Genomic DNA, 19,976 nt, shown 5'->3' with positions numbered 1-19,976 from the left:
GGCCCGCCCGTACGCCTCGCCCGTGACCCTCCCGGCGCTTTCCGGCCCCATCATTCTTGACCGATCGTTCTCGAAAACGCTACCGTCAACATGTGGCCAGGACCAAGGAATTCGATCCGGACGCCGCGCTCCAGTCGGCCCTCGACCTGTTCTGGCGGCGCGGCTACGAGGCGACGTCGATGGCCGACCTCGTCGGTCACCTGGGCATCGCCCGGGCGAGCCTCTACGCGACGTTCGGCAGCAAGCACGAGCTTTACCTCAAGGCGCTGGAGCGCTACGGCGAGCAGCACGGCCCGCGCATCGCCGAGGAGCTGTCGCGCCCCGGCCCCGCCCTGCCGGCCGTGCGCGGGCTGGTGGCCCGCTTCGCGGAGGAGGCCGCCGGGGACGACCTGCGGCGCGGGTGCTTCGTCACCAACACCGCCGTCGAGCTGGCGCCGCACGACCCCGACGCGGCCCGCGGCGTCGAGGAGAGCTGGCTCGCCCTGGAGCGGGCGCTCACCTCGGCGCTCACCCGGGCCGCTGACCAGGGCGAACTGCCCCCCGGCAGCGACCCCGTGGCCCTCGCCCGGATGCTGCTCGTCCTGATGCAGGGCATGCGGGTGGTCGGCAAGGCGGTCCCGGACCGGGCCCGGATCCGGGACGCCGCGGCGCAGGCCCTCGCCCTGCTGGACCGAGCCTGACGGACGGACCGGAGGTGACGGACTCCCGCTCCATTTCCGGACCGCTGCCGCCGCCACGGCATCTCATGCAACAGACCCGCCCTTTTGTGTTCCATCGCTGAGGAGTCTCGACATGACCGCACGCTTCACCGGCAAGACCGTCCTCGTCACCGGCGGTGGTACGGGAATCGGCCAGGCCATCGCCCTCGCCTTCGCCCGCGAGGGCGCGCGCGTGGTCGTCGCGGGCCGCAGGGAGGAGCCCCTGAAGGAGACGGTCGCCTACGTGGAGGCGGAGGGCGGCGAGGCCGTCGCCATCACCGCAGACGTGACCCGCTCCGAGGACGTACGGGCGCTCGTGGAGCGGACGGTCGCCCGCTTCGGCGGCCTCGACGTCGCCGTCAACAACGTGGGCCTGGCCGTGCCGCCGGCCAAGGTCGCGGACGTGCCCGAGGAGGACTTCGACCGGATCGTCGAGACCAACCTCAAGGGCGTCTGGCTGTCCATGAAGCACGAGATCGGGCACATGCGCGCGCACGGCGGCGGCGCCATCGTGAACATCGCGTCCAACGTCGGCGCGCACCGCAGGAAGCCCGGGTTCGGCGCGTACACGGCCACGAAGGCGGCCGTCTCCGCCCTGACGCGCAACGCCGCCCTGGACCACATCGGCGAGGGCGTGCGGATCAACGCCGTCAGCCCCGGGCCCGTCGAGACCCCGATGTCCTCCCGCCCCGGCGAGTCCTCGCTGGACAAGGCCGAGCGGATGCGCCGCGAGGTGCCGGCCGGCCGCGCGGGCACCCCCGACGAGATCGCGGCCGCCGTGCTGCACCTCGCCTCCGACGAGGCCGGCTACACCGTCGGCGCCGACCTCGTCCTCGACGGAGGCGTCACGGCCTGACGGCCGCCGCCTCCTGCGCCTCCTGCACCGTCCCGGCCGGCTCCGCGGCGGGGGCCTGCGCCTCCGCCTGCGCCGCCGCCGTGCGGCGGGCGGTCAGCCACACGTACACGAGGATGCCCGCGAAGAGGAACAGCACGCCCTGGTAGACGGCCGCGTAGCCGGCGCCCGCCACCAGCCAGAAGGAGAAGGCGAAGGCGCCCAGCGCGAGCGCCATGTCACGGACGAAGCGGCCCGTACGGACCTTGTCGCGCCGCCCCGTCAGCAGGAAGTACACCTGCGCGGCGGCGGCCAGCAGGTACGGGACCGTCGCGGAGAACGTCGTGATCAGGACGAGGATCTCGAAGACCCCGCCCACGCCCGACGTGTAGTTGACGACGGTCAGGCCCGAGGCGAGGACCGCGGCGGCGAGCACGCCGAACGTCGGCACCCCGCGCTTCTTCTTCCCGAACGCGGCCGGGAACAGCCCGTCCTTCGCGGCCGCGTACGGGGCCTGGGCGCTCATCAGCGTCCAGCCGTTGAGCGCGCCCACGATGGAGATCACGGCGCAGACGGCGATCAGCGTGCCGCCCCAGTGGCCGCCGAACATCACGTCGACCGCGTCCGAGAACGGAGCTGTGGACTCCACCAGCTTGTCGTGCCGCACGGTGCCGAACACCGAGACCGTGCCCAGCAGGTAGACCAGCGCCGCGCCCACGGTGCCCAGGACGCTTGCGCGCCCCACGTTGCGCTCCGGGTCGCGCACCTCGCCCGCGCTCATCGCGGCGGACTCCACGCCCACGTACGAGTAGAGGAGGATCGCGGCCGACGCCGTCAGCCCGCCGGTCCAGTTGCCGTCGGACGTCGTGAACGAGCCGAGGTTGTCCGGGTCGAAGAAGAACAGGCCGACCACCGCGACGAACAGCAGCGGCACGAACTTCATCACCGTGGAGATCATCTGGACGGCGCCCACCCAGCGCGTACCGGCCAGGTTCGCGAGCGCCGGCAGCCACAGCATGGCCAGCGCCATGGCCAGGTCCCCCGCCATGGAGCCCTTGCCGGTCATGACGTGCAGATAGCCGACGCCGGCCACCGCGAGGGCCGCGTTGCTCACCCACGTCATGGTCCAGAACGACCACGCGGACAGGAAGCCGGCGAAGTCGCCGAAGGCCTCGCGCGCGTAGACGTACGGGCCGCCCGTGCGCGGATGGCGCCGCGCGAGCCGGCCGAAGACGAGCGCCAGGGCGATGGCCCCGACGGTGAGGACGCCGAACGCCAGCAGGCTGACCGTGCCGAACGGGGCGACGGACGCGGGCAGCAGGAAGATGCCGCCGCCGATGATGTTGCCCATGACCAGGGCAGTGGCGGTCGGGAGGCCGAAACGGCGGGTGTGCGTGCCGTCGGTGTCGTGCATGAGGGGGTGTGCCTCTCGGTCCAGCGGGCAGGTTCGCCAGGATGTGCGACACGACATGGTGACCGGAGCTGAGCAGTCCGCAAAATCCTTTGTTTTTGTCCCGCCGCCCCCGCCCGGCGGCCGCAAATGTGGCTGCGATCGGGCCCCCCGGCAGTGATTCGTCCACTCACGATCCACTCCTGCTCCCTGCGGGGTCCACTCGCCGTCACCCGCCCGCCCGTGTCGCCCCGCTCCGCACCCCCTGATCTGCCAAGGTGGACGGGGGCGGCAGCGGGCGGCCCCGGGGCCGGACAGGTGCTGCCGCCCGGTGCGGACGGCGCGGCGGTCGGAGGTACGGACGGATGCAGCCCAGCTTTCCCGCGCTCCCGGCCGGCACCGCGCCCGAGCGCGGGCTGCCCGTCCTGCCGCAGCTCGCCGCGCGCCTCGCGCGGGCCGCCCGGGACAGCGCGCCCGAACCGGTCGGCGGCGGCCCCGCCCTGCGCGCCGCCGCCTGCGGCTACTGGGCCCGGCGCGGCCTGCCGACCACCCCCGAGCACGTCCTCGCCGCCCCCGGGGCGCAGCCCCTGCTGCTCGCGGTCCTCGCGGGCGCCGGCGGCGACGTCCTCCTCACCCGCCCCTGCGCCGCCTGGTACCCGCCGCTCGCCCGGATCGCCGGGCGCCCCACCTACCACGTGCCGGTGCCCGCCGAGTGCGGCGGCGTGCCCGACCCCTTCGCCCTGCTGGAGACCGTGCGCCGGATCCGCGCCGAGGGCGGCAGGCCGCGCGTCCTCGTCCTGTCGCCCGCCGACGACCCCACGGGCTCGGTCACCCCGCCCGAGCTGCTGCACGAGGTGTGCGAGGCGGCCGCGGCCGAGGAGCTGACGATCGTCAGCGACGAGACCTGGCGCGACATGCGCCACGACCCCGGCGGCACGGTCTTCCTCGGCCCGGCCGAGATGTGGCCCGACCACGTCGTCGTCCTCACCGACCTGGCCGGCGGCCTGTTCCCCACGGCCTGGCCCGCCGCCGTGGCCCGCTTCCCCGCGGGCGGGCGCGGCCCCGTCCTGCGCGCCCGCGTCACCACCGCCCTCGCCGCCGTACGGGCCGAGCTGGCCCCGCCCATCGCCGCGGCCGCCGCGTACGCCCTGGACGAGCCGGAGCCCGTCCGCGCCCGCGCCGCCGCCGCGGCGCGGCTCTACGGGGCGCTCGCCCGCGCCGCCCACGAGCGGCTCACCGCGGCCGGCGTGCTGAGCCGGCCCCCGCAGGCCGGCCCCTACCTCTACGCCGACCTCGGCGAGCTCCGCGCCCCGCTCGCCGCCCGCGCCATCACCGACTCCGTGGAACTGGAGGCACACCTCAGCACCGCCCTCGGCCGCCCCGTGCCGGGCGGCCACCGCTTCGGCGACCCTCCCGACGCCCTGCGGGTCCGGATCTCCACGCCGCCGCTCCTCGGCACCACCGACGACGAGCGGCAGCGCGCCCTGGACTCCCCTGACCCGCTGGCCGCCCCGGGCGTCGGCGACGCACTGACCGGTTTCGGATCGGCCTTCGCCCGGCTCGCGGGCGGCTGACCTACCGTCGATCTGTCATGCGCCGCCGTCCGCCGCCGGCCGGTACCGCCGCCCTGCCCCGCCCCGCTCCGCCCCGTACGACACCGCACTGCTCGACACCGCTCGCCACCGCTCGATTCCGCCCCGCCGACGCGCCGTCCGCCCGCCGCCCCGCCACGCCACGCACCACACCGGACCGCCCCGCCGCTTCGCCGCTCAGCCGGTCCGCCGCAGCCGGCCGTGCGGGGCCCGGCGCCCCGGCCGGGCGCCGCGCCGCACCGCCCCGGTTCCCCAGCGATTGGAGCCCTCCCGATGACCGAACAGACCGAGCGCCCCCTCGCAGAGCCGCGCCCCCTCGCCGCGCCCCGCCGGCTCGGCGAGTACCGCATCTGGCCCAAGTCGTTCGCCGACCGCCTCACCGCGCCCCTGCCCGGCGTCCGCGCCCTCGCCCGGCTGGCCCGCGAAGGCCGGCTGCGCCCGCGGGCCGAGGCGCTGGGAGACGCCGCCGCCCTGCCGGTCGCCCCCGGGCCGCTGCCGGCCGTGGACGCCCGCACCACCGCGGTCACCTGGGCCGGGCACGCCAGCTGGATCCTGCGCATCGGCGGCCTCACGGTCCTCACCGACCCCGTCTGGTCGCGCAGAATCCTCGGCACACCGGCCCGGCTCACCCCGGTGGGCGTCCGCTGGGAGGACCTCCCGCCGGTCGACGCGGTCCTCATCAGCCACAACCACTACGACCACCTGGACGCGCCCACCCTCAAGCGGCTGCCCCGCGACACCCCGCTCCTCCTGCCGGCCGGCCTGGCCCGCTGGGCCCGCCGGCGCCGTTTCACGCGCGTCACCGAGCTCGACTGGTGGGAGGCGGTGGAGCTGCCCGGCCCGGCCGGCCCCGTCCGCTGCGACTTCGTCCCCGCCCACCACTGGAGCAAGCGCACCCTCACCGACACCTGCCGGTCGCTGTGGGGCGGCTGGGTGCTCACCGCGCCGGGCGGTCGGCGCGTCTATTTCGCGGGCGACACCGGCTACGGGCACTGGTTCGAGCGCATCGGGCGGCGCTACGACGGCATCGACCTCGCCCTGCTGCCCATCGGCGCCTACGACCCGCGCTGGATGCTGGGCACGGTCCACACCGACCCGGAGGAGGCCGTCGCCGCCTGCCAGGACCTGGGCGCCCGGGTGATGGCCCCCATGCACTGGTCGACCTTCATCCTCTCGGCCGAGCCCCCGCTGGAGCCGCTGCACCGCGTCCGCGCGGCCTGGGAGGCGACGGGCCGGCCGCGCGAGGACCTGTGGGACCTGCCGGTGGGCGGCTCGCGCGTGCTGCCCGGGTAAGCCCCGTACCGGCTCACGCGCGCGCGTCGAGGCTCACGGGCGCGCGTCGAGGACGTGGACGCAGACCGGGACCCCGTACTCCGGGTGGGTCGTCTCCCGCTCGCGCCGCATCCCCAGCTTGCGCAGGACCGCCGCCGAGGCGTCGTTGCCGGCGTTGTGCACGCTGACGACCCGGGCCAGCCCGCGGTCGCGGAACGCGAAGTCCAGGACGGCGCGGGCGGCCTCGGTGGCGAGGCCGCGCCCCCAGAAGGGCCGGCCGAGCCGCCAGCCGAGCTCCACGGCCGGGAGGATCTCGGGCAGGTAGGAGGGCACGGACAGGCCCGCGAAGCCGGCCAATCGGCGCGACTGGCGGACCTCGACGGCGAACAGGCCCACCCCGCGCTCGTCCCACTCCCGCTCCCAGGACGCGATCGCCGCCGAGGTCCGCTCCCGGTCCTGCACGGAGCCGTCCCCGATCCAGCGCATCACCTCCGGGTCGGCGTTGACGGCGGCCATCGGGTCGAGGTCGTCCGCGTGCCAGCGGCGCAGTGTCAGGCGGGGCGTCATCAGCGTGAGTGGGGAGGCCATGGGGGCATCCTGCCCACGGCCGTACGGATTACCCGACCGCGTGGGTGCTGCTGGTGTGGGGTTCGCCGCAGGGCCGTCGTCCCGCCGTCAGACGCCGCTGTCAGACGCGCCGGCCCAGCTGGGCGAGCAGCACGGTCTGGGCGTCGGCGCCGGCGGGCGGCTCGACCGGCTCGGCGAACAGGCCCGTGCCCGCGAGGCTGTCGATGTAGGGCTCCACTTCGCGCCGGGTCAGCTCGACCAGCGGCTTGGGCAGCCGCTCGTCCGCGCCGATCGCGCGGGCCAGGTCCCACGCGTGCACGACCGCGTCCGCCACCATCTGCGAGCAGTACGCGCGGGCGGACGACGGCCCGGAGGACAGCTCCACCGTCCGGTCGAGGGCCCCGGACGCCTCGAAGGCCTTGTGCGCGGCGGCCTCCGCCGCGTCCCACACGGCCACCGGGTCGTCGCCGAGCCGGTCGCCGTCGAAGGAGTCGCCGACGTCGTCGATGGACGAGCCGTCCAGCAGCGGCGGCACCCACAGCTGTTCGACGGTCAGGTGGTTGACGAGGTCGCGTACGGACCACTCGGTGCAGGGCGTCGGCTCGTCCCACTGGCCGGGGCGGATGGCGTGCACGCGCTCGGTGAAGAGTCCGAGCGCTTCTTTGTGCCGGGTGAGCAGCGTCGCATCGGTCATGCGGCCATTGTCGGCGCGCGGCGGCCGGGCGGCTACTCCCCGCCCCCTGCTCCGGCTACTCTCCGCCCTCTTGCTCCGGATGCTTCCGGCCCCCGGCGTCGGACGCGGCCCGCGGGGTACACGTGCGTCATGCCGAAGATCGTGAGCTCCTGGGACCGGGCGGCCTTCCTCGCCGTCGCGGCGCACCACTGGCCGGGCGGGGACCGCGTCCTGCCCCGCCTGTCGCGCAGCGCGAACCACGGGCTGCTGTGGTTCGGCCTGGCGGCGGGCGCGGCCCTGGCCGGAGGGCGCCCCGCGCGGCGCGCCGCCCTGCGCGGAGCCGCGTCCCTGGCGGTCGCCTCCGCGGCCGTGAACACCGCCGGCAAGCGGTCGGTGCGGCGCGTGCGCCCGGTCCTGGACTCCGTGCCGGCGGTCCGGCGGCTGTCCCGGCAGCCCGTCACGACGTCGTTCCCGTCCGGCCATTCGGCGTCGGCGGTCGCCTTCGTGACGGGCGTCGCCCTGGAGAACCCCCTGTGGGGGCTGGCCCTCGCGCCGCTGGCCGTGTCGGTGTGCTTCTCGCGCGTCTACACCGGCGTCCACTATCCGGGTGACGTGCTCGCCGGGGCCTTGCTGGGCGCGGGCGCCGCCTTCGCCGTCCGCGGCATCGCCCCCACCCGCTCCCAGCTCGCGCCCCCGGCCCGGCCGCGGGCCGACGCCCCGGCGCTGCCGCGCGGCGAGGGCCTGGTGGTGGTCGTGAACACCGGTTCCGGGCAGCGGGCCGTCGCCCGCCCCGACCCGGTGCAGGCGGTGCGCGCGGCGCTGCCCCGCGCGGAGGTCGTCCCGTACGGGCAGGAGGGGCCGGAGGAGGAAGCGGACCTCGGGAAGACGCTGGAGGCAGCCGCCGTACGGGCACGCGAACGGGGCGGCGCCCTGGGCGTGTCCGGCGGCGACGGCACCGTCAGCGCCGCGGCCGCCGTGGCACACCGCCACGGGCTGCCGCTGGCCGTCCTGCCGGGCGGCACGTACAACCACTTCGCCTACGACCTGGGCATCGAGACCCTGGGTGACGCCTGCGGGGCCGTGGAGACCGGCGAGGCGGTGGCGGTCGACATGGTGCAGGTGCGCGACGGCGACGGCGCCGACCTGGGCCCGTTCCTCAACACCTTCAGCATCGGCGCCTATCCGGACCTGGTCCGCGTCCGCGAGCGGTGGGCCCCGCGCACCGGCGCCTGGCCCGCCGGGGTGCTGGCGGCCGTGCACGTCCTGCGCACGGCGCGCCCGGTCCGCCTGCGGGTGGACGGCAAGCGCCGCCGCCTGTGGATGCTCTTCGCCGGCAACTGCACGTACCGCGGCCTGGGCCTCGCCCCCGTGCGCCGGCACGACCTGGCGGACGGCGTCCTCGACGTGCGCACTGTCTCGGGCGGCCCGCTGGCCCGCACCCGGCTGCTCGCGGCGGCCCTCGCGGGCGACCTGAAGCACTCACCGGTGCTGCGCACGGCCCGCGTGCGGAACCTGCGGATCAGCGGCATCGCCGAGGGCACACACCTGGCCCGCGACGGGGAAGTCGCGCCCGCGCCCGAGGTGGTGACGCTGAAGAAGGAGAACGAGGCACTGGTGGTCTACCGCAACGTGTCCGACGGGTAGGACGCCCAACCGGCGAGATGTCCAATTAGTAAGACGGGACTCTCGTCATCCGAGATGAATGCCTACGGTGCTGTCATGGCTTCCGACGACACCACCGTGTACACCCACGGCCACCACGAATCGGTCCTGCGTTCGCACACCTGGCGCACGGCCGGCAACTCCGCCGCGTACCTGCTGCCGCACCTGCGACCGCACATGGAGGTCCTCGACGTCGGCTGCGGGCCCGGCACCATCACCGCCGACCTGGCCGCGCTGGTCCCGCAGGGCCGGGTCACCGGCCTGGACGCCGCCGGGGAGGTGCTCACGGCGGCCCGCGCGGTCGCCCGCGAACGGGGGCTGAACAACGTCGGCTTCACCGTGGGTGACCTGCGCGCCCTGGACTTCCCCGACGACTCCTTCGACGTCGTCCACGCCCACCAGGTGCTCCAGCACGTGGGCGACCCCGTCGGCGCGCTGCGCGAGATGCGCCGGGTCTGCCGGCCGGGCGGCATCGTCGCCGTCCGCGACGCGGACTACGCCGCCATGACCTGGTACCCGCGCGTGCCCGGCCTCGACGCGTGGCAGGAGCTCTACCAGCGGGTCGCCCGCGCGGGCGGGGGCGAGCCCGACGCGGGCCGCCGGCTCCTGTCCTGGGCCCGGCGGGCCGGCTTCACCCGCACCACGGCCACCGCGAGCGCCTGGTGCTACGCGAGCGAGGAGGAACGCTCCTGGTGGAGCGGCCTGTGGGCGGACCGCACCGTCGCCTCCGCGTACGCCCGGCTGGCGATCGACGGCGGCCACGCGGACCGCGCCGCGCTCGACCGGATCGCCGGCGCCTGGCGCACGTGGGGGCGGCACGAGGACGCGTGGTTCGCCGTCCTCAACGGTGAACTCTTGTGCCGCGCATGAACCGCCCCGCATCGCCCGTCGGCTCCAACTAGCCTTGTCCCCATGAACATTCTGGGGACCTCGCTGCGGGTGTGTGTCGATGATCTCGACCACGCGATCGACGTCTACGAACGCCTGACCGGCGCCGAAGCGCTGCGCTTCCACCGCGGCGGCGTCGCCGTGGCCGCGGTCGGGTGCTTCTTCCTCATGAGCGGCCCGGAGAGGGAGCTGTCCATCCTGAGGAAGATCACCGCCACGATCGCGGTGGCGGACGTCGACGAGGCGCTCGACGACCTGACGGCGGTAGGCGCCCAGATCATCGCGGGCCCGGTCCCCACCCCGATCGGCCGCAACGTAGTGGCTCGCCACCCCGACGGCTCGGTCTTCGAATACGTGGACCGCAAACAAGCCTGAGGCGCGCTACCTCACCCCCCTTACCTCGCGGGTAATCGCCCTTCCGCGGCGTGCCCGGCATTGTGAAGGCAAGCGCCACCCCGGGCCGGCGCACTCCGGCCCGGGGGCGTGACCCTTCTTGTCATGCCTGCTCAGGGAGTTCGCCATGTCGTTCGCTATGTCGTCGTACGAGACCGCTGTCGCCCGCTACTTCACCGCCTGGAACGCCACCGGGGCCGAGGAGCTGGCCAAGGCCGTTGCCGCTGCCTGGGGCGAGGGCGGGTCGTACACCGATCCGCTGGTCGACGTTCGTGGGCACGAGAGCGTCGCGGCTGTCATCGCCGGGGCGCAGGAGCAGTTTCCCGGGTTCGAGTTCCGGCAGACCGGGGTCGTCGAGGGGCACCATGATGTGGCGCGGTTCCAGTGGGAATTGGTGTCCCTCGCCGACGGGTCCGCGCCCGTGGCCGGTTCCGATGTGATCACCCTGGACGGGGACGGCCGGATCCGGACCGTGACGGGATTCCTGGACCGCATGCCTATGGCATGAGGGCGCCCAGCAGCCGCGCGGTCTCCGGATCGGCCGGCAGGAACGTCTCCACCGCCAGCTCCGAGACCGTGACGTCCATCGGGGTGTTGAACGTCGCGATGGTCGAGACGAAGGAGAGGGTGTGACCCGCGTGGTCGATGACCATGGGGAGGGCGAAGGGGACGTCACCGTGACCGTCCTCCCGCCGGGCCCGTTCCTCGCCGGTGGATTCCGGGAGCGGGTACGCGCTCACCTCGTCGTACAGGGCCCGCAGCGGGGCGGACCGCATCAGGGCCAGCTGGCGCTCCATCTGGTGCAGCAGGTGGCCGCGCCACTCGCGGTAGTTGCGGATGCGGGGCGCCAGGCCCGAGGGGTGCATGGTGAGCCGCATGGCGTTCAGCGGGGGCACGAGCAGGGACGGGGCGACGCCCTCCAGGAGCATCGCTATGCCCCGGTTGGCGGCCAGCACCTCGTACGTGCCGTCGACGACGAGCGCGGGGAACGGCTCGTAGGACGTCAGCAGCCGCTCCAGGCCCTCGCGCAGCCCGCCCAGCGCCGGGTCGTCCAGCGGCCGCTCCGGGTACGCGGGGGCGTAACCCGCGGCGACCAGCAGGGCGTTCCGCTCCCGGATGGGCACGTCGAGGTGGTCCGCGAGGCGCAGGACCATCTCCTGGCTCGGCCGGGAGCGGCCCGTCTCGATGAAGCTGATGTGGCGGGCGGAGGAGCCGGCGCGCAGGGAGAGCTCCAGCTGGCTGATCCGGCGCCTCTCCCGCCACTGTCTCAGCAGCGGGCCCACCCCGGGGGCGTCCACGGCAGTCGTCATGATCCGACCGTAGCGCGCCGCCCCGGCGCGCGCGGCTCACCCCAGGTCGAAGGCGTTGGGCAGGCCCAGCCCGTGCCGGATCGCGTCGTCGGCCTTCGGCAGTTCCAGCTCCGGGGCCCGGTACAGCGGCGTGATCGCGCACCGCCCGGCCCGCGAACCCGACTCGTCCAGCAGGGCGTTGACCGCCGCTCGGGCCGAGGCGTTGGCGCCCTCCATCGTGGCGAGGTCGATGTCGGTGGCCACGTAGTCCCCGCACAGGAAGAGGTTGGGGATCGCCGTCCGCGCCGAAGGGCGGTTGTGCCAGGTGCCGGTGGGGTGGATGAGGAGCTGTTCGTCGTTGACCGGGCGGGGGCCGCCGATCTCCACGGCCGGGTCCAGGAACCACGAATGGATCTTCGCGTCGCTCAGCACCGTGCGCCCGGTGTCGTTGAGCCCGGCCTTCATCTGCGCCCACACCTCGCGCGCGACCTCCTCGCGCGTGCACTGCTTGGCGGTCTTGCCGTAGAGGATGCCGGGCCGGTCCCACTCGGAGACGTCCACGGACAGGCAGTCCGCGGCCGCGCCGTCCCCGTAGTCGGCCCGGAAGTCGCGCCCGGACCAGTACTGCGCCTGCCCCACGGAGGTGATCGACCAGGGGGAGTCGATGTGGTTGACGTGCCCGTGGAGGATGGGCGTCGGCTCCGTCAGATAGAACTGGATGCCCGTCATCCAGTCCGTCCGGAGCTTGTCGCAGCGCGCCAGCTGCGGGTCGGCGGCCCGCACTTGCGCGTTCCAGGTCGTACGGGCGTGCTCGACGGGCATCGCCGAGACGAAGTGGTCGGCGGTGACGGACCGCTTGGCGCCGGAGGGGTCTTGCAGCACGGCCTCGGTGATCCGGCCGCCCGCGATCCGCAGGTCCCGTACGGCCGAGCCGATCTCGAAGGCGACCCCCAGGGAGCGCAGGTGTGCCACCCACGGGTCGATCCACGCCTCGTTGGTCGGCGCGTCGAGCACCCGGTCCGGCTCGCCGTCCGCGCCCCGCCCCAGGGCGTTGAAGAGGAACGCCTCGATGCACGTCGACACCGTCTTGGTGCTGGCCACCTCGGCCTTGGTGGCCACGATGTTGCGGGTGATGCCGATGGCCAGCAGCCGCTGGTAGTTCGGCGACATCCGCGCGGAGCCGATGAACTCCCACCAGGGCGTGCGCTCCCACGCCCCGGTGCGCCGCGCGTCGCAGCTGGTGAGCCAGACGAGCAGCCGGCTCACGAAGTAGGCGGTCTCGTGGACCGGGATGTTGCCGAACGCGTCGAGGAAGCCGGTCAGCGCGCGGCTCAGGGCGTCCGGGGTGAGCAGCGGCGGCGGCTTGCCGACCGAGCGGAACGGCAGCCGGACGTCCTCGTGGCCGATGCGGGCCAGCATCACTTCGGTGGACGCCACGAGGTTGCCGTGGCAGCCGTTCGCGTTGCCGGGGAAGGGTATGCGGCGCAGCGTGTCCGGCAGGTTGCGGTAGAAGCCGGGGATGAAGCGGAACCCGTGCTCGCCCGGCAGCGGCTTCCGGCCGCCCCGCGCGCTGCCGGGCACGTCCATGCTGCGGGCCTTGCCGCCCGGCGCCTTCTTCTCGTAGACCGTCACCCGGAAGCCGCGTTCGGCGAGTTCGTGCGCGGCGGTGAGCCCCGCGACGCCGCCGCCGAGGACGGCGACGCTCGGCGCGCCGGACCCGGTGCGGCGGCCCGGCGCGGCGGGTCTGGCGCGGGGGGCCGCGGCCGCGGCCCGTCCGCCGAGCGCCGCCGTGCCCGCGGCCGTCGCGGCGACGGCCGCGGCCCCGCCGATGAAGCCCCTGCGCGTGCTGCCCGTACCGTCTGTACCGTCCATGCCGGCCCCCTGGCGTAGGTGACGTGTACACATCCGGTGCGGGAGCATAGGAGCGGTGCCTACGACCCGGTAGCACTTGTCCGGCGCGCGGGGCCCCGTACGGCACATTGGCGCGAAAGCACCCCTGCACCGTGGGACGCTTGAGTCACCGGCACCCGGCGCGGGCACCTACCCCGGGCAACCACCGCATCACCGCACCCACCACGGCACCCACCCACGAAGGGGACAGTCATGGCCGTCGAACCGCTCTCCCAGCAGGACATCGAGCAGCGCCTCCAGGAACTGCCCGGCTGGACCACGGACGGCGTCCGCATCAGCCGCACCTACCGTTTCGACGGGCACTTCCAGGCGGCCGCCATGGTGATCCACATCGCTCAGATCCAGGAGGAGCTGGATCACCACTCGGATGTGACGCTGGGCTACAACACCGTGTCGGTCAGCGTGAACACCCACAGCGTGGGCGGCAAGGTCACCGGCCTGGACGTCGGGCTGGCCCGCCGCATCGAGGCCGCCGCGGCGGGGCACGGGGCGCGCTAGCGCCCGTTCAGGCGCGGCCGCGCGCCCGCTTGAACCGCTCCAGCGCCTCCTCCAGACCGACCACCGGCGCGGGGTAGCCGCGGCGCTCCCGCTCCTCGTCCGGCAGCAGCCACGGCCGGTGGACGGCCCGGCCGGGCACGCCGGCCAGCTCGGGGACCCAGCGGCGCACGTAGGCGCCGTCCGGGTCGAAGCGTTCGGCCTGGGCCGTCGGGCTGAGCACGCGGTGGGGGCGGGTGTCGCTGCCGGTGCCCGCCACCCACTGCCAGTTGAGCTGGTTGTCGGCCACGTCGCCGTCCACGAGCAGGTCCAGGAAGTGCCGGGCGCCGGCCCGCCAGTCGAGGTAGAGGGTCTTCGTCAGGAAGCTCGCGGCGATCAGCCGGGCCCGGTTGTGCATCCAGCCCTCGTGCGCGAGCTGCCGCATCGCCGCGTCGACCACCGGGTAGCCCGTACGGCCCGCCCGCCACGCGGCGAGCTCGCCGGGCGCCTCGCGCCACCGGTCGTGCCGGGTGCGGTAGTCGCGGTGGGCCGCGTCCGGCCGGGCGGCCAGCATCTGGTGGTGGAAGTCCCGCCACGCCAGCTGCCGCGCGAACGCCTCGGCGCCCGCGCAGCCCCCGCCGGCCCGCTCCCGGGCCCCGGCGGCCAGCTCGACCGGCGACAGGCAGCCGAAGTGCAGGTACGGGGACAGCCGCGACGTCGCGTCCCCCGCCAGGTCGTCGTGGCGTTCGGCGTAGCGTACGAGCCCGCCGCGCCGCCAGGCCGCGAGCCGGCGGCGGCCCTCGCCCTCGCCGCCCCGCGGCAGCGCGGGCGAGGCCGTGCCCCGGGCCAGGGACGACGCCGCGGGCAGCGGCTCCGTGCGCACCTCGGACAGCAGCGCCTCGGGCAGCAGCACCGCGCGCGGCGGCGGCAGCACCGCCCGGAGCGGCTCGGCCGACCAGCGGCGGAAGTACGGGGTGAACACCGCGTAGTGGTCCTTGCCCGCGGGCAGGACGGTGCCGGGCGGCACGGCCGTGACGACCGCGTCGTGCACCCGCAGCAGCCGGCCGTCCGCCGCCAGCGCGCTCCGCAGCCGCTCCTCGCGGCGCAGCGCGTACCCGCTCACGCCCGCGGCGACGTGCACCTCGCCCGCCCCGGTCCCGGCGGCCACCCGGCAGGTCTCCGCCACCACGTCGCCCCGGCGGACGACGAGGGCACCGCCGCGGGCCCGCAGCCCCTCGTCGAGCGCGGCGAGGCAGTCCGCCAGGAACGCGGCCCGGTTGGGCACGGCGAAGCCCGCGGCGGCGATTCCGGTGTCCACGACGAACAGCGGTACGACGCGCGGCGCGCTCCGCAGGGCCGCGGCGAGCACCGGGTTGTCGTGCAGCCGCAGGTCGGAGGTGAAGAGGACGACGGACACGCCGTCAGGTACGCCCATTCCGCGATTGTGCGCCCCGTGCCCGGGCGGGGCGCGGGTGGCAGGGCCGTCACGACCAGGGGATGTTAAGCCAGGGGCTCGCGGGGTCGGTGGTGAGGACGCGGTGGGTGAGGAGTGTTTCGTAGCCGGAGCTGCCGGCGTCGGCAGGGCCGGGGACTGTGCGGTCCGGGCCGCCCGACTGCCCCGGGGCGCCGTGCACCGCAGTGCGCGGATCGCCCGCGCCGCCCGGCCGCAGCTCCCGCCCCAGCAAGAAGCCGGCGGCGAACGCGGGCCACGACCCGTACGTCCGGCGGGCGGCCTCCCCGGCGGACAGGACGACCCGTTCCGCGTCGGCCGGGCCGCACAGCCGCGCCGCGAGGCCGAGCCGGGCGACGGTCACGGCGCACGCGAGGCCGTAGGCGGCGGCCGAGGCGACGCGCTCTCCGGGCCGCAGCACCGCATCGCCCTCGCCCCGCAGCCGCTCCTCCGCCTCGGCGATACGGGTGACGGTCGCGTCCATCGCCCGGACTTCGGCCTCGGGCGCGGCCCGGTGCACGAGGACCTGGGTGACGGCCTGACGCCACTCCTCGGTCGTCGGCGGTGCGTCGGCGGAACCGGCGTGTTCGGCGAGCCCCTTGCGGGCCCGCAGCGCGAACTCCGCCTCGCGCCCAGCCCCAGCCCCCGCCCCGGCTCCGGCGAGCAGTCGCTCCGTCAGGTGCCACCAGCCGGCGGGGTCGGCCACGCCCCACGTGTCGCGCAGGACGGCACGGTCCGCGCCGTAGTCCCGGTAGACGGCGCCGAGCTCGTTCCAGGGCACGCAGTCGCGTACGGACAGCGGGGCGCCGCAGGCCAGGCCGTGGGCGAGCGGCCCGTGCAGGGGGCCCGTGTACAGGGACAGGAGCCGGCCGGGCGCGGGCGGCGGCGTCTCGGCGTAGACCTCCAGCCAGGCGGCACGGTCGAGCGGGGTGGCCGGTATGACGGACGCGGCCGGCTGCCCGGGGTTGACCGCGAGGTGCCACTTGTCGTTCGGCCACTCCAGGGCCAGCTCGTCCAGCGTGGTGCGCCGGAAGACCCAGTCGGGCTGCCAGGGCGGCAGCGCGCCGCGCGTCAGGACCGGCAGGCAGCGCTTGCCCGAGGCCGGGTCGCGGTACGGGGCGAGCGGCACGGGCGGCACCAGGCCGTCGGCCTGCACCCTGGCCACGGCGACGTACAGCTCGGCCGCGGCGACGGCGCCGATCTGCCCGTCCCAGTCCCCGCGCGCCGTCGCCGCCTGAAGGTGCTGTTCGATGGGCGTCGGCGGGGTCCAGGGCGTGAAGAACATGTGCGCGACTCTATAGAGACGGCACGGCGCACCGCCCCGGGGCCCGGGACGGTACGGCCGGTCCGGGCTCAGTTGACGTCGAACTCGTCCGGGTCCGGGCCCAGCCGCGTGCCGCTGTCGAGCGCGGCGATCGCCGTCATGTCCTCGTCGTCGAGGCCGAAGCCGAAGACGTCGAAGTTCTCGCGGATGCGCGACGGCGTCACGGACTTGGGGATGGCCACGTGGCCCAGCTGGAGGTGCCAGCGCAGCACGATCTGCGCGGGGGTGCGGCCGTGCTTCTCGGCGATCCCCGCGATCACGGGGGTGCTCAGCAGCTCCTTGCCCTGGCCGAGCGGCGCCCACGCCTCGGTGGTGATGCCGTGGCGCGCGTGGAACGCGCGCAGCTCGGACTGGGCCAGGAACGGGTGGAGCTCGATCTGGTTGACGGCGGGGACGACGGACGTCTCGGCCAGCAGCCGCTCCAGGTGGGCGGGCTGGAAGTTGGAGACGCCGATCGCCCGGGCGCGGCCGCTCTCCGCGATCTCCTCGAACGCGCGCCAGATGGAGAGGTAGTCGTCGCGGACGGCGCGCGGCCAGTGGATGAGGTACAGGTCCACGTGGTCGAGGCCGAGCCGCTCCAGGGAGGCGTCGAGCTCGCGCAGGACGGCGTCGCGCGTCCAGCTGCGCGAGGCGCTGTTCCACAGCTTCGTGGTCACGAAGAGCTCGTCGCGCGCGATGCCCGAGCCCGTCAGGGCCTTGCCGGTGCCGGTCTCGTTCTCGTACACGGCCGCCGTGTCGATGCTGCGGTACCCGGCGGCCAGAGCCGTCTCGACGGCGGCCGTCGCCTCGGCGTCGGGGACCTGGAAGACGCCGAAGCCGAGCTGCGGCATCTCGACGCCGTTGTTGAGCGTGATGGACGGAATGGGGGCAGCCTTGCTCACGGGTGCTCGATCCTTACGGTCGGAGACGCGATTTCGTACGTCCAGCGTGATTCGTACGTCCAGCGTCAACGATCACAGCCGTCACTGCATTCCCGTAATGCCCCTGTTGCCTCCGATACCTCCTCCGTCTCTAGCAGCGCCGGTGTCCCCGATACCTCCCCGGGGTTGTCCGCGGTACAGGGCGTCCACCTCGCGCGCGTACGCCACTTCGATCGCCTTCCGCCGGAGCTTGAGTGACGGCGTCAGCAGCCCGTCCTCCTCCGTGAACCGGGCTTTCAGGATCCGGAAGGTCCGGATGGACTCGGCCTGCGAGACGAGGGTGTTCGCGGCCACGACGGCCCGCCGGATCTCGGCCTCCAGGCCGCTGTCGCGCACGAGCTCGGTGTCCTGGAGCAGCCCGGGCCCGTGGCCGTACGCGGATCCGTGGCCGTACGCGGTGCCGGTGCCGGTCCCGGGCACCGTCCCCGGCGCCGGTCCGCCGCGCATGTGCAGCCAGTGCGCGACCGCCTCCTCGTCCAGCGTGACCAGCGCGGCCACGTACGGGCGGTCGTTGCCGACGACGACGCAGTGGGCGACGAGCGGGTGCGCCCGTACGCGCTCCTCCAGCAGCACGGGCGACAGGCTTTTGCCGCCCGACGTCACCAGGATCTCCTTCTTCCGCCCGGTGATGGACAGGTAGCCGTCCTCGTCCAGCCGCCCCAGGTCGCCGGTCGCGAACCAGCCCTCTTGCAGCACCGCGCCCGTCGCCCGCCCGTCGCCCAGGTAGCCGGCGAAGACCTGGCCGCCGCGCAGCCAGACCTCGCCGTCGCCGGCGATCCGCACGGTCGTGCCCGGGACGGGCTGCCCGACCGAGCCGAAGCGGGGCCGCTCCGGCGGGTTGGCGGTCGCGGCGCCCGTGGTCTCCGTCAGCCCGTAGCCTTCCAGGACGGTCACCCCGGCGCCCGCGTAGAACAGCCCCAGCCGCCGGTCCATGGCCGAACCGCCCGACATCGCGTGCCGCACCCGGCCGCCCAGCGCCTCCCGCACCTTGGCGTAGACCAGCCGGTCGAAGACCTGGTGCCGGAGCCGCAGCGCGGGCCCCGGCCCCGCGCCCCGGCCGAACGCCCGCTGCTCCACGGCCTCCGCGTAGCGCACCGCCACGTCCACGGCCCGCTCGAACGGCGCGGCCCGGCCCTCGGCCTCGGCCGCGCGCCGCGCCAGCGCGAAGATCTTCTCCAGGACGTACGGGACCGCGAGGACGAACGTCGGCCGGAACGCCCGCAGGTCCGGCAGCAGCGCGGCGCTCGTCAGCTGCGGCTGGTGGCCGAGCTTCACCCGCCCGCGCACCGCGGCGACCTGCACCATCCGCCCGAACACATGGGCCAGCGGCAGGAACAGCAGCGTCGCCGCCTCGTCGCCCGGGCGGGAGCGGAAGACGTGCTCGTAGCGCCTGACGACGTTGTCCGCCTCGGCCATGAAATTGGCGTGCGTGAGCACGCAACCCTTGGGGCGGCCGGTCGTGCCGGAGGTGTAGACGACGGTGGCCGGTGTGGAGGGGGTGAGGGCCATGCGGTGCCGCTCCACCACGTCGTCGCCGACCCGCGCCCCGGCGGCGCCCAGCTCCTCGACCGCCCCGGCGTCCAGCTGCCACAGCCGCGTCAGCTCCGGCAGCCGGTCGATGACCGAGCCGATGGTCATGGCGTGGTCCTCGTGCTCGACGACGCAGGCCGTCACGCCCGCGTCGCGCAGGATCCAGCAGACCTGGTCGGGGGAGGCCGTCGGGTACAGCGGCACGGGCTGCGCGCCGATCGACCACAGCGCGAAGTCGAAGAGCGTCCACTCGTAGCGCGTACGGGACATGACCGCGACCCGGTCCCCGAACCGCACGCCCTCGGCGAGCAACCCCTTCGCCAGGGCCAGGACCTCGTCCCGGAACGCCGCCGCCGTCACGTCCTGCCAGGCCCCGTCCGTCCCCTTGCGGCCGAACGCCGCCTCCCCGGGCTCCTCGCCGGCGCGGTCGAAGACGGAATCCGCCAGGCCGCCGATGGGCGGCGTCGACACGAGCGGCGGAACGGTGATCTCGCGCAACGGCCAGCTCCTTGTCATGCCCCCCACAGCGCGAAGCCCCTACCCGGCGTACGGGGCCCTCAATCACCTTGGGGGAGTGGCTGGTTGGGACGCGCGCCCCAGGGGCCCAGGGGGGCGGCTGCGCGGCGTTGCCGGGCGGCCGCCGGGCCGGCGTCCCCTGCGCCGGAGGCGGCCCGTGCCGGGCCCGGCCGCTTCGCTCACCGCGGGCGCGGTCCGTGTCGACGTCCGCGTGGGGGCAGCCCTGTTGCCGCCGCAGCAGACGCGTTTCTTCCGCCGCGGCGGCGAGTGACCCCCTGCGAGGTATTCGGCGGTGCCGAGCCGGCCGCGGGCGCTCCGCGCAAGCCCACGCGGCGTTGCCGGGCGGCCGCCGGGCCGGCATCCCCCGCGCCGGAGGCGGCCCGTGGCGGGCCCGGCCGCCTCGCCTACCGCGGGCGCCGGCCCGTGCCGACGTTTGTACGGGGGTAGGCCTCTTGCCGCCGCGGGAGGCGCGTTTCTTCCGCCGCGGCGGCGAGTGACCCCCTGCGAGGTATTCGGCGGTGCCGAGCCGGCCGCGGGCGCTCCGCGCAAGCCCACGCGGCGTTGCCGGGCGGCCGCCGGGCCGGCATCCCCCGCG

The 19,976-nt window shown here is 75.0% G+C and carries 18 protein-coding genes; 9 read left to right on the top strand and 9 right to left on the bottom strand.

Going from position 1 to position 19,976, the window contains the following annotated elements:
• Window positions 1–92 precede the first annotated feature (92 nt).
• Window positions 93–680, top strand: coding sequence for a TetR/AcrR family transcriptional regulator (locus D7231_RS13315; protein WP_120755635.1), 588 nt, complete (start codon window positions 93–95; stop codon window positions 678–680).
• A gap of 112 nt (window positions 681–792) precedes the next feature.
• The gene (locus D7231_RS13310) at window positions 793–1,554 is read left to right on the top strand and encodes an SDR family NAD(P)-dependent oxidoreductase (protein WP_120755634.1); all 762 of its coding nucleotides are present in this window, start codon (window positions 793–795) and stop codon (window positions 1,552–1,554) included.
• Here D7231_RS13310 and D7231_RS13305 read toward each other — a convergent pair.
• Window positions 1,544–2,944 carry an amino acid permease gene (locus D7231_RS13305; protein WP_199739354.1) on the bottom strand — a complete coding sequence of 467 codons (1,401 nt, stop codon included), beginning with the start codon at window positions 2,942–2,944 and terminating at the stop codon, window positions 1,544–1,546. The genes D7231_RS13310 and D7231_RS13305 overlap by 11 nt on opposite strands.
• Before the next feature lie 341 nt (window positions 2,945–3,285).
• Between D7231_RS13305 and D7231_RS13300 the strand changes: the two genes are divergently transcribed.
• Window positions 3,286–4,494 carry an aminotransferase class I/II-fold pyridoxal phosphate-dependent enzyme gene (locus tag D7231_RS13300; protein WP_120755632.1) on the top strand — a complete coding sequence of 403 codons (1,209 nt, stop codon included), beginning with the start codon at window positions 3,286–3,288 and terminating at the stop codon, window positions 4,492–4,494.
• A gap of 291 nt (window positions 4,495–4,785) precedes the next feature.
• Window positions 4,786–5,805 (top strand): MBL fold metallo-hydrolase, encoded by a 1,020-nt coding sequence (locus D7231_RS13295; RefSeq protein WP_120755631.1) that lies wholly within the window; start codon window positions 4,786–4,788, stop codon window positions 5,803–5,805.
• Between the two features lie 33 nt (window positions 5,806–5,838).
• On the opposite strand, the gene D7231_RS13290 is transcribed toward D7231_RS13295, so the two are convergent.
• Window positions 5,839–6,372 (bottom strand): GNAT family N-acetyltransferase, encoded by a 534-nt coding sequence (locus D7231_RS13290; RefSeq protein ID WP_120755630.1) that lies wholly within the window; start codon window positions 6,370–6,372, stop codon window positions 5,839–5,841.
• Window positions 6,373–6,472: 100 nt separating this feature from the next.
• Complete coding sequence (locus D7231_RS13285; RefSeq protein WP_120755629.1) at window positions 6,473–7,045, bottom strand: TIGR03086 family metal-binding protein; 573 nt, start codon at window positions 7,043–7,045, stop codon at window positions 6,473–6,475.
• Between the two features lie 129 nt (window positions 7,046–7,174).
• Here D7231_RS13285 and D7231_RS13280 point away from each other — a divergent pair, with 129 nt between their 5' ends.
• From D7231_RS13280 to D7231_RS13265, 4 genes are all read left to right on the top strand, one after another.
• Window positions 7,175–8,668, top strand: coding sequence for a bifunctional phosphatase PAP2/diacylglycerol kinase family protein (locus D7231_RS13280; protein WP_120755628.1), 1,494 nt, complete (start codon window positions 7,175–7,177; stop codon window positions 8,666–8,668).
• Window positions 8,669–8,743: 75 nt separating this feature from the next.
• The gene (locus tag D7231_RS13275) at window positions 8,744–9,556 is read left to right on the top strand and encodes a class I SAM-dependent methyltransferase (protein ID WP_120755627.1); all 813 of its coding nucleotides are present in this window, start codon (window positions 8,744–8,746) and stop codon (window positions 9,554–9,556) included.
• Between the two features lie 42 nt (window positions 9,557–9,598).
• Window positions 9,599–9,949, top strand: coding sequence for a VOC family protein (locus tag D7231_RS13270; protein WP_120755626.1), 351 nt, complete (start codon window positions 9,599–9,601; stop codon window positions 9,947–9,949).
• Between the two features lie 145 nt (window positions 9,950–10,094).
• The gene (locus tag D7231_RS13265) at window positions 10,095–10,475 is read left to right on the top strand and encodes a nuclear transport factor 2 family protein (RefSeq protein ID WP_241999696.1); all 381 of its coding nucleotides are present in this window, start codon (window positions 10,095–10,097) and stop codon (window positions 10,473–10,475) included.
• Here D7231_RS13265 and D7231_RS13260 read toward each other — a convergent pair.
• Both D7231_RS13260 and D7231_RS13255 read right to left on the bottom strand, forming a co-directional pair.
• Window positions 10,465–11,277 (bottom strand): helix-turn-helix domain-containing protein, encoded by an 813-nt coding sequence (locus D7231_RS13260; protein ID WP_120755625.1) that lies wholly within the window; start codon window positions 11,275–11,277, stop codon window positions 10,465–10,467. The two genes, D7231_RS13265 and D7231_RS13260, sit on opposite strands and share 11 nt — an antisense overlap.
• 36 nt (window positions 11,278–11,313) lie before the next feature.
• Window positions 11,314–13,128: a hydroxysqualene dehydroxylase gene (locus D7231_RS13255; RefSeq protein ID WP_120755624.1), complete on the bottom strand. Its 1,815-nt coding sequence runs from the start codon at window positions 13,126–13,128 to the stop codon at window positions 11,314–11,316.
• 231 nt (window positions 13,129–13,359) lie between these two features.
• Here D7231_RS13255 and D7231_RS13250 point away from each other — a divergent pair, with 231 nt between their 5' ends.
• Window positions 13,360–13,665: a 4a-hydroxytetrahydrobiopterin dehydratase gene (locus D7231_RS13250; protein ID WP_120755623.1), complete on the top strand. Its 306-nt coding sequence runs from the start codon at window positions 13,360–13,362 to the stop codon at window positions 13,663–13,665.
• A 7-nt stretch (window positions 13,666–13,672) separates the two neighbouring features.
• Here D7231_RS13250 and D7231_RS13245 read toward each other — a convergent pair whose 3' ends face one another.
• From D7231_RS13245 to D7231_RS13230, 4 genes are all read right to left on the bottom strand, one after another.
• A complete protein-coding gene (locus D7231_RS13245; protein WP_120755622.1) occupies window positions 13,673–15,076 on the bottom strand; it encodes a cryptochrome/photolyase family protein in 1,404 nt (467 codons plus the stop codon).
• 49 nt (window positions 15,077–15,125) lie between these two features.
• Window positions 15,126–16,376: a DUF1266 domain-containing protein gene (locus tag D7231_RS13240; protein WP_120755621.1), complete on the bottom strand. Its 1,251-nt coding sequence runs from the start codon at window positions 16,374–16,376 to the stop codon at window positions 15,126–15,128.
• Window positions 16,377–16,444: 68 nt separating this feature from the next.
• On the bottom strand, window positions 16,445–17,245 hold the full coding sequence (locus D7231_RS13235; RefSeq protein WP_120756007.1) for an aldo/keto reductase: 801 nt from the start codon (window positions 17,243–17,245) through the stop codon (window positions 16,445–16,447).
• Between the two features lie 132 nt (window positions 17,246–17,377).
• The gene (locus D7231_RS13230) at window positions 17,378–19,363 is read right to left on the bottom strand and encodes an AMP-dependent synthetase/ligase (RefSeq protein ID WP_120755620.1); all 1,986 of its coding nucleotides are present in this window, start codon (window positions 19,361–19,363) and stop codon (window positions 17,378–17,380) included.
• Between the last annotated feature and the right edge of the window lie 613 nt (window positions 19,364–19,976).

Origin of the sequence: Streptomyces klenkii (assembly GCF_003626645.1) — a bacterium.
Taxonomy (GTDB): Bacteria; Actinomycetota; Actinomycetes; order Streptomycetales; family Streptomycetaceae; genus Streptomyces; species Streptomyces klenkii.
The sequence above is the reverse complement of the archived record's forward strand: the minus strand, read 5'-3'. Positions and strand labels throughout refer to the sequence as shown.

Bases quoted from the DNA above. Each gene is read 5' to 3' on its own strand.
- D7231_RS13310 (WP_120755634.1), top strand. From the start codon at position 793: ATGACCGCACGCTTCACCGGCAAGACCGTCCTCGTCACCGGCGGTGGT.
- D7231_RS13305 (WP_199739354.1), bottom strand. From the start codon at position 2,944: ATGCACGACACCGACGGCACGCACACCCGCCGTTTCGGCCTCCCGACC.
- D7231_RS13300 (WP_120755632.1), top strand. From the start codon at position 3,286: ATGCAGCCCAGCTTTCCCGCGCTCCCGGCCGGCACCGCGCCCGAGCGC.
- D7231_RS13295 (WP_120755631.1), top strand. From the start codon at position 4,786: ATGACCGAACAGACCGAGCGCCCCCTCGCAGAGCCGCGCCCCCTCGCC.
- D7231_RS13290 (WP_120755630.1), bottom strand. From the start codon at position 6,372: ATGGCCTCCCCACTCACGCTGATGACGCCCCGCCTGACACTGCGCCGC.
- D7231_RS13285 (WP_120755629.1), bottom strand. From the start codon at position 7,045: ATGACCGATGCGACGCTGCTCACCCGGCACAAAGAAGCGCTCGGACTC.
- D7231_RS13280 (WP_120755628.1), top strand. From the start codon at position 7,175: ATGCCGAAGATCGTGAGCTCCTGGGACCGGGCGGCCTTCCTCGCCGTC.
- D7231_RS13275 (WP_120755627.1), top strand. From the start codon at position 8,744: ATGGCTTCCGACGACACCACCGTGTACACCCACGGCCACCACGAATCG.
- D7231_RS13270 (WP_120755626.1), top strand. From the start codon at position 9,599: ATGAACATTCTGGGGACCTCGCTGCGGGTGTGTGTCGATGATCTCGAC.
- D7231_RS13265 (WP_241999696.1), top strand. From the start codon at position 10,095: ATGTCGTTCGCTATGTCGTCGTACGAGACCGCTGTCGCCCGCTACTTC.
- D7231_RS13260 (WP_120755625.1), bottom strand. From the start codon at position 11,277: ATGACGACTGCCGTGGACGCCCCCGGGGTGGGCCCGCTGCTGAGACAG.
- D7231_RS13255 (WP_120755624.1), bottom strand. From the start codon at position 13,128: ATGGACGGTACAGACGGTACGGGCAGCACGCGCAGGGGCTTCATCGGC.
- D7231_RS13250 (WP_120755623.1), top strand. From the start codon at position 13,360: ATGGCCGTCGAACCGCTCTCCCAGCAGGACATCGAGCAGCGCCTCCAG.
- D7231_RS13245 (WP_120755622.1), bottom strand. From the start codon at position 15,076: ATGGGCGTACCTGACGGCGTGTCCGTCGTCCTCTTCACCTCCGACCTG.
- D7231_RS13240 (WP_120755621.1), bottom strand. From the start codon at position 16,376: ATGTTCTTCACGCCCTGGACCCCGCCGACGCCCATCGAACAGCACCTT.
- D7231_RS13235 (WP_120756007.1), bottom strand. From the start codon at position 17,245: ATGCCGCAGCTCGGCTTCGGCGTCTTCCAGGTCCCCGACGCCGAGGCG.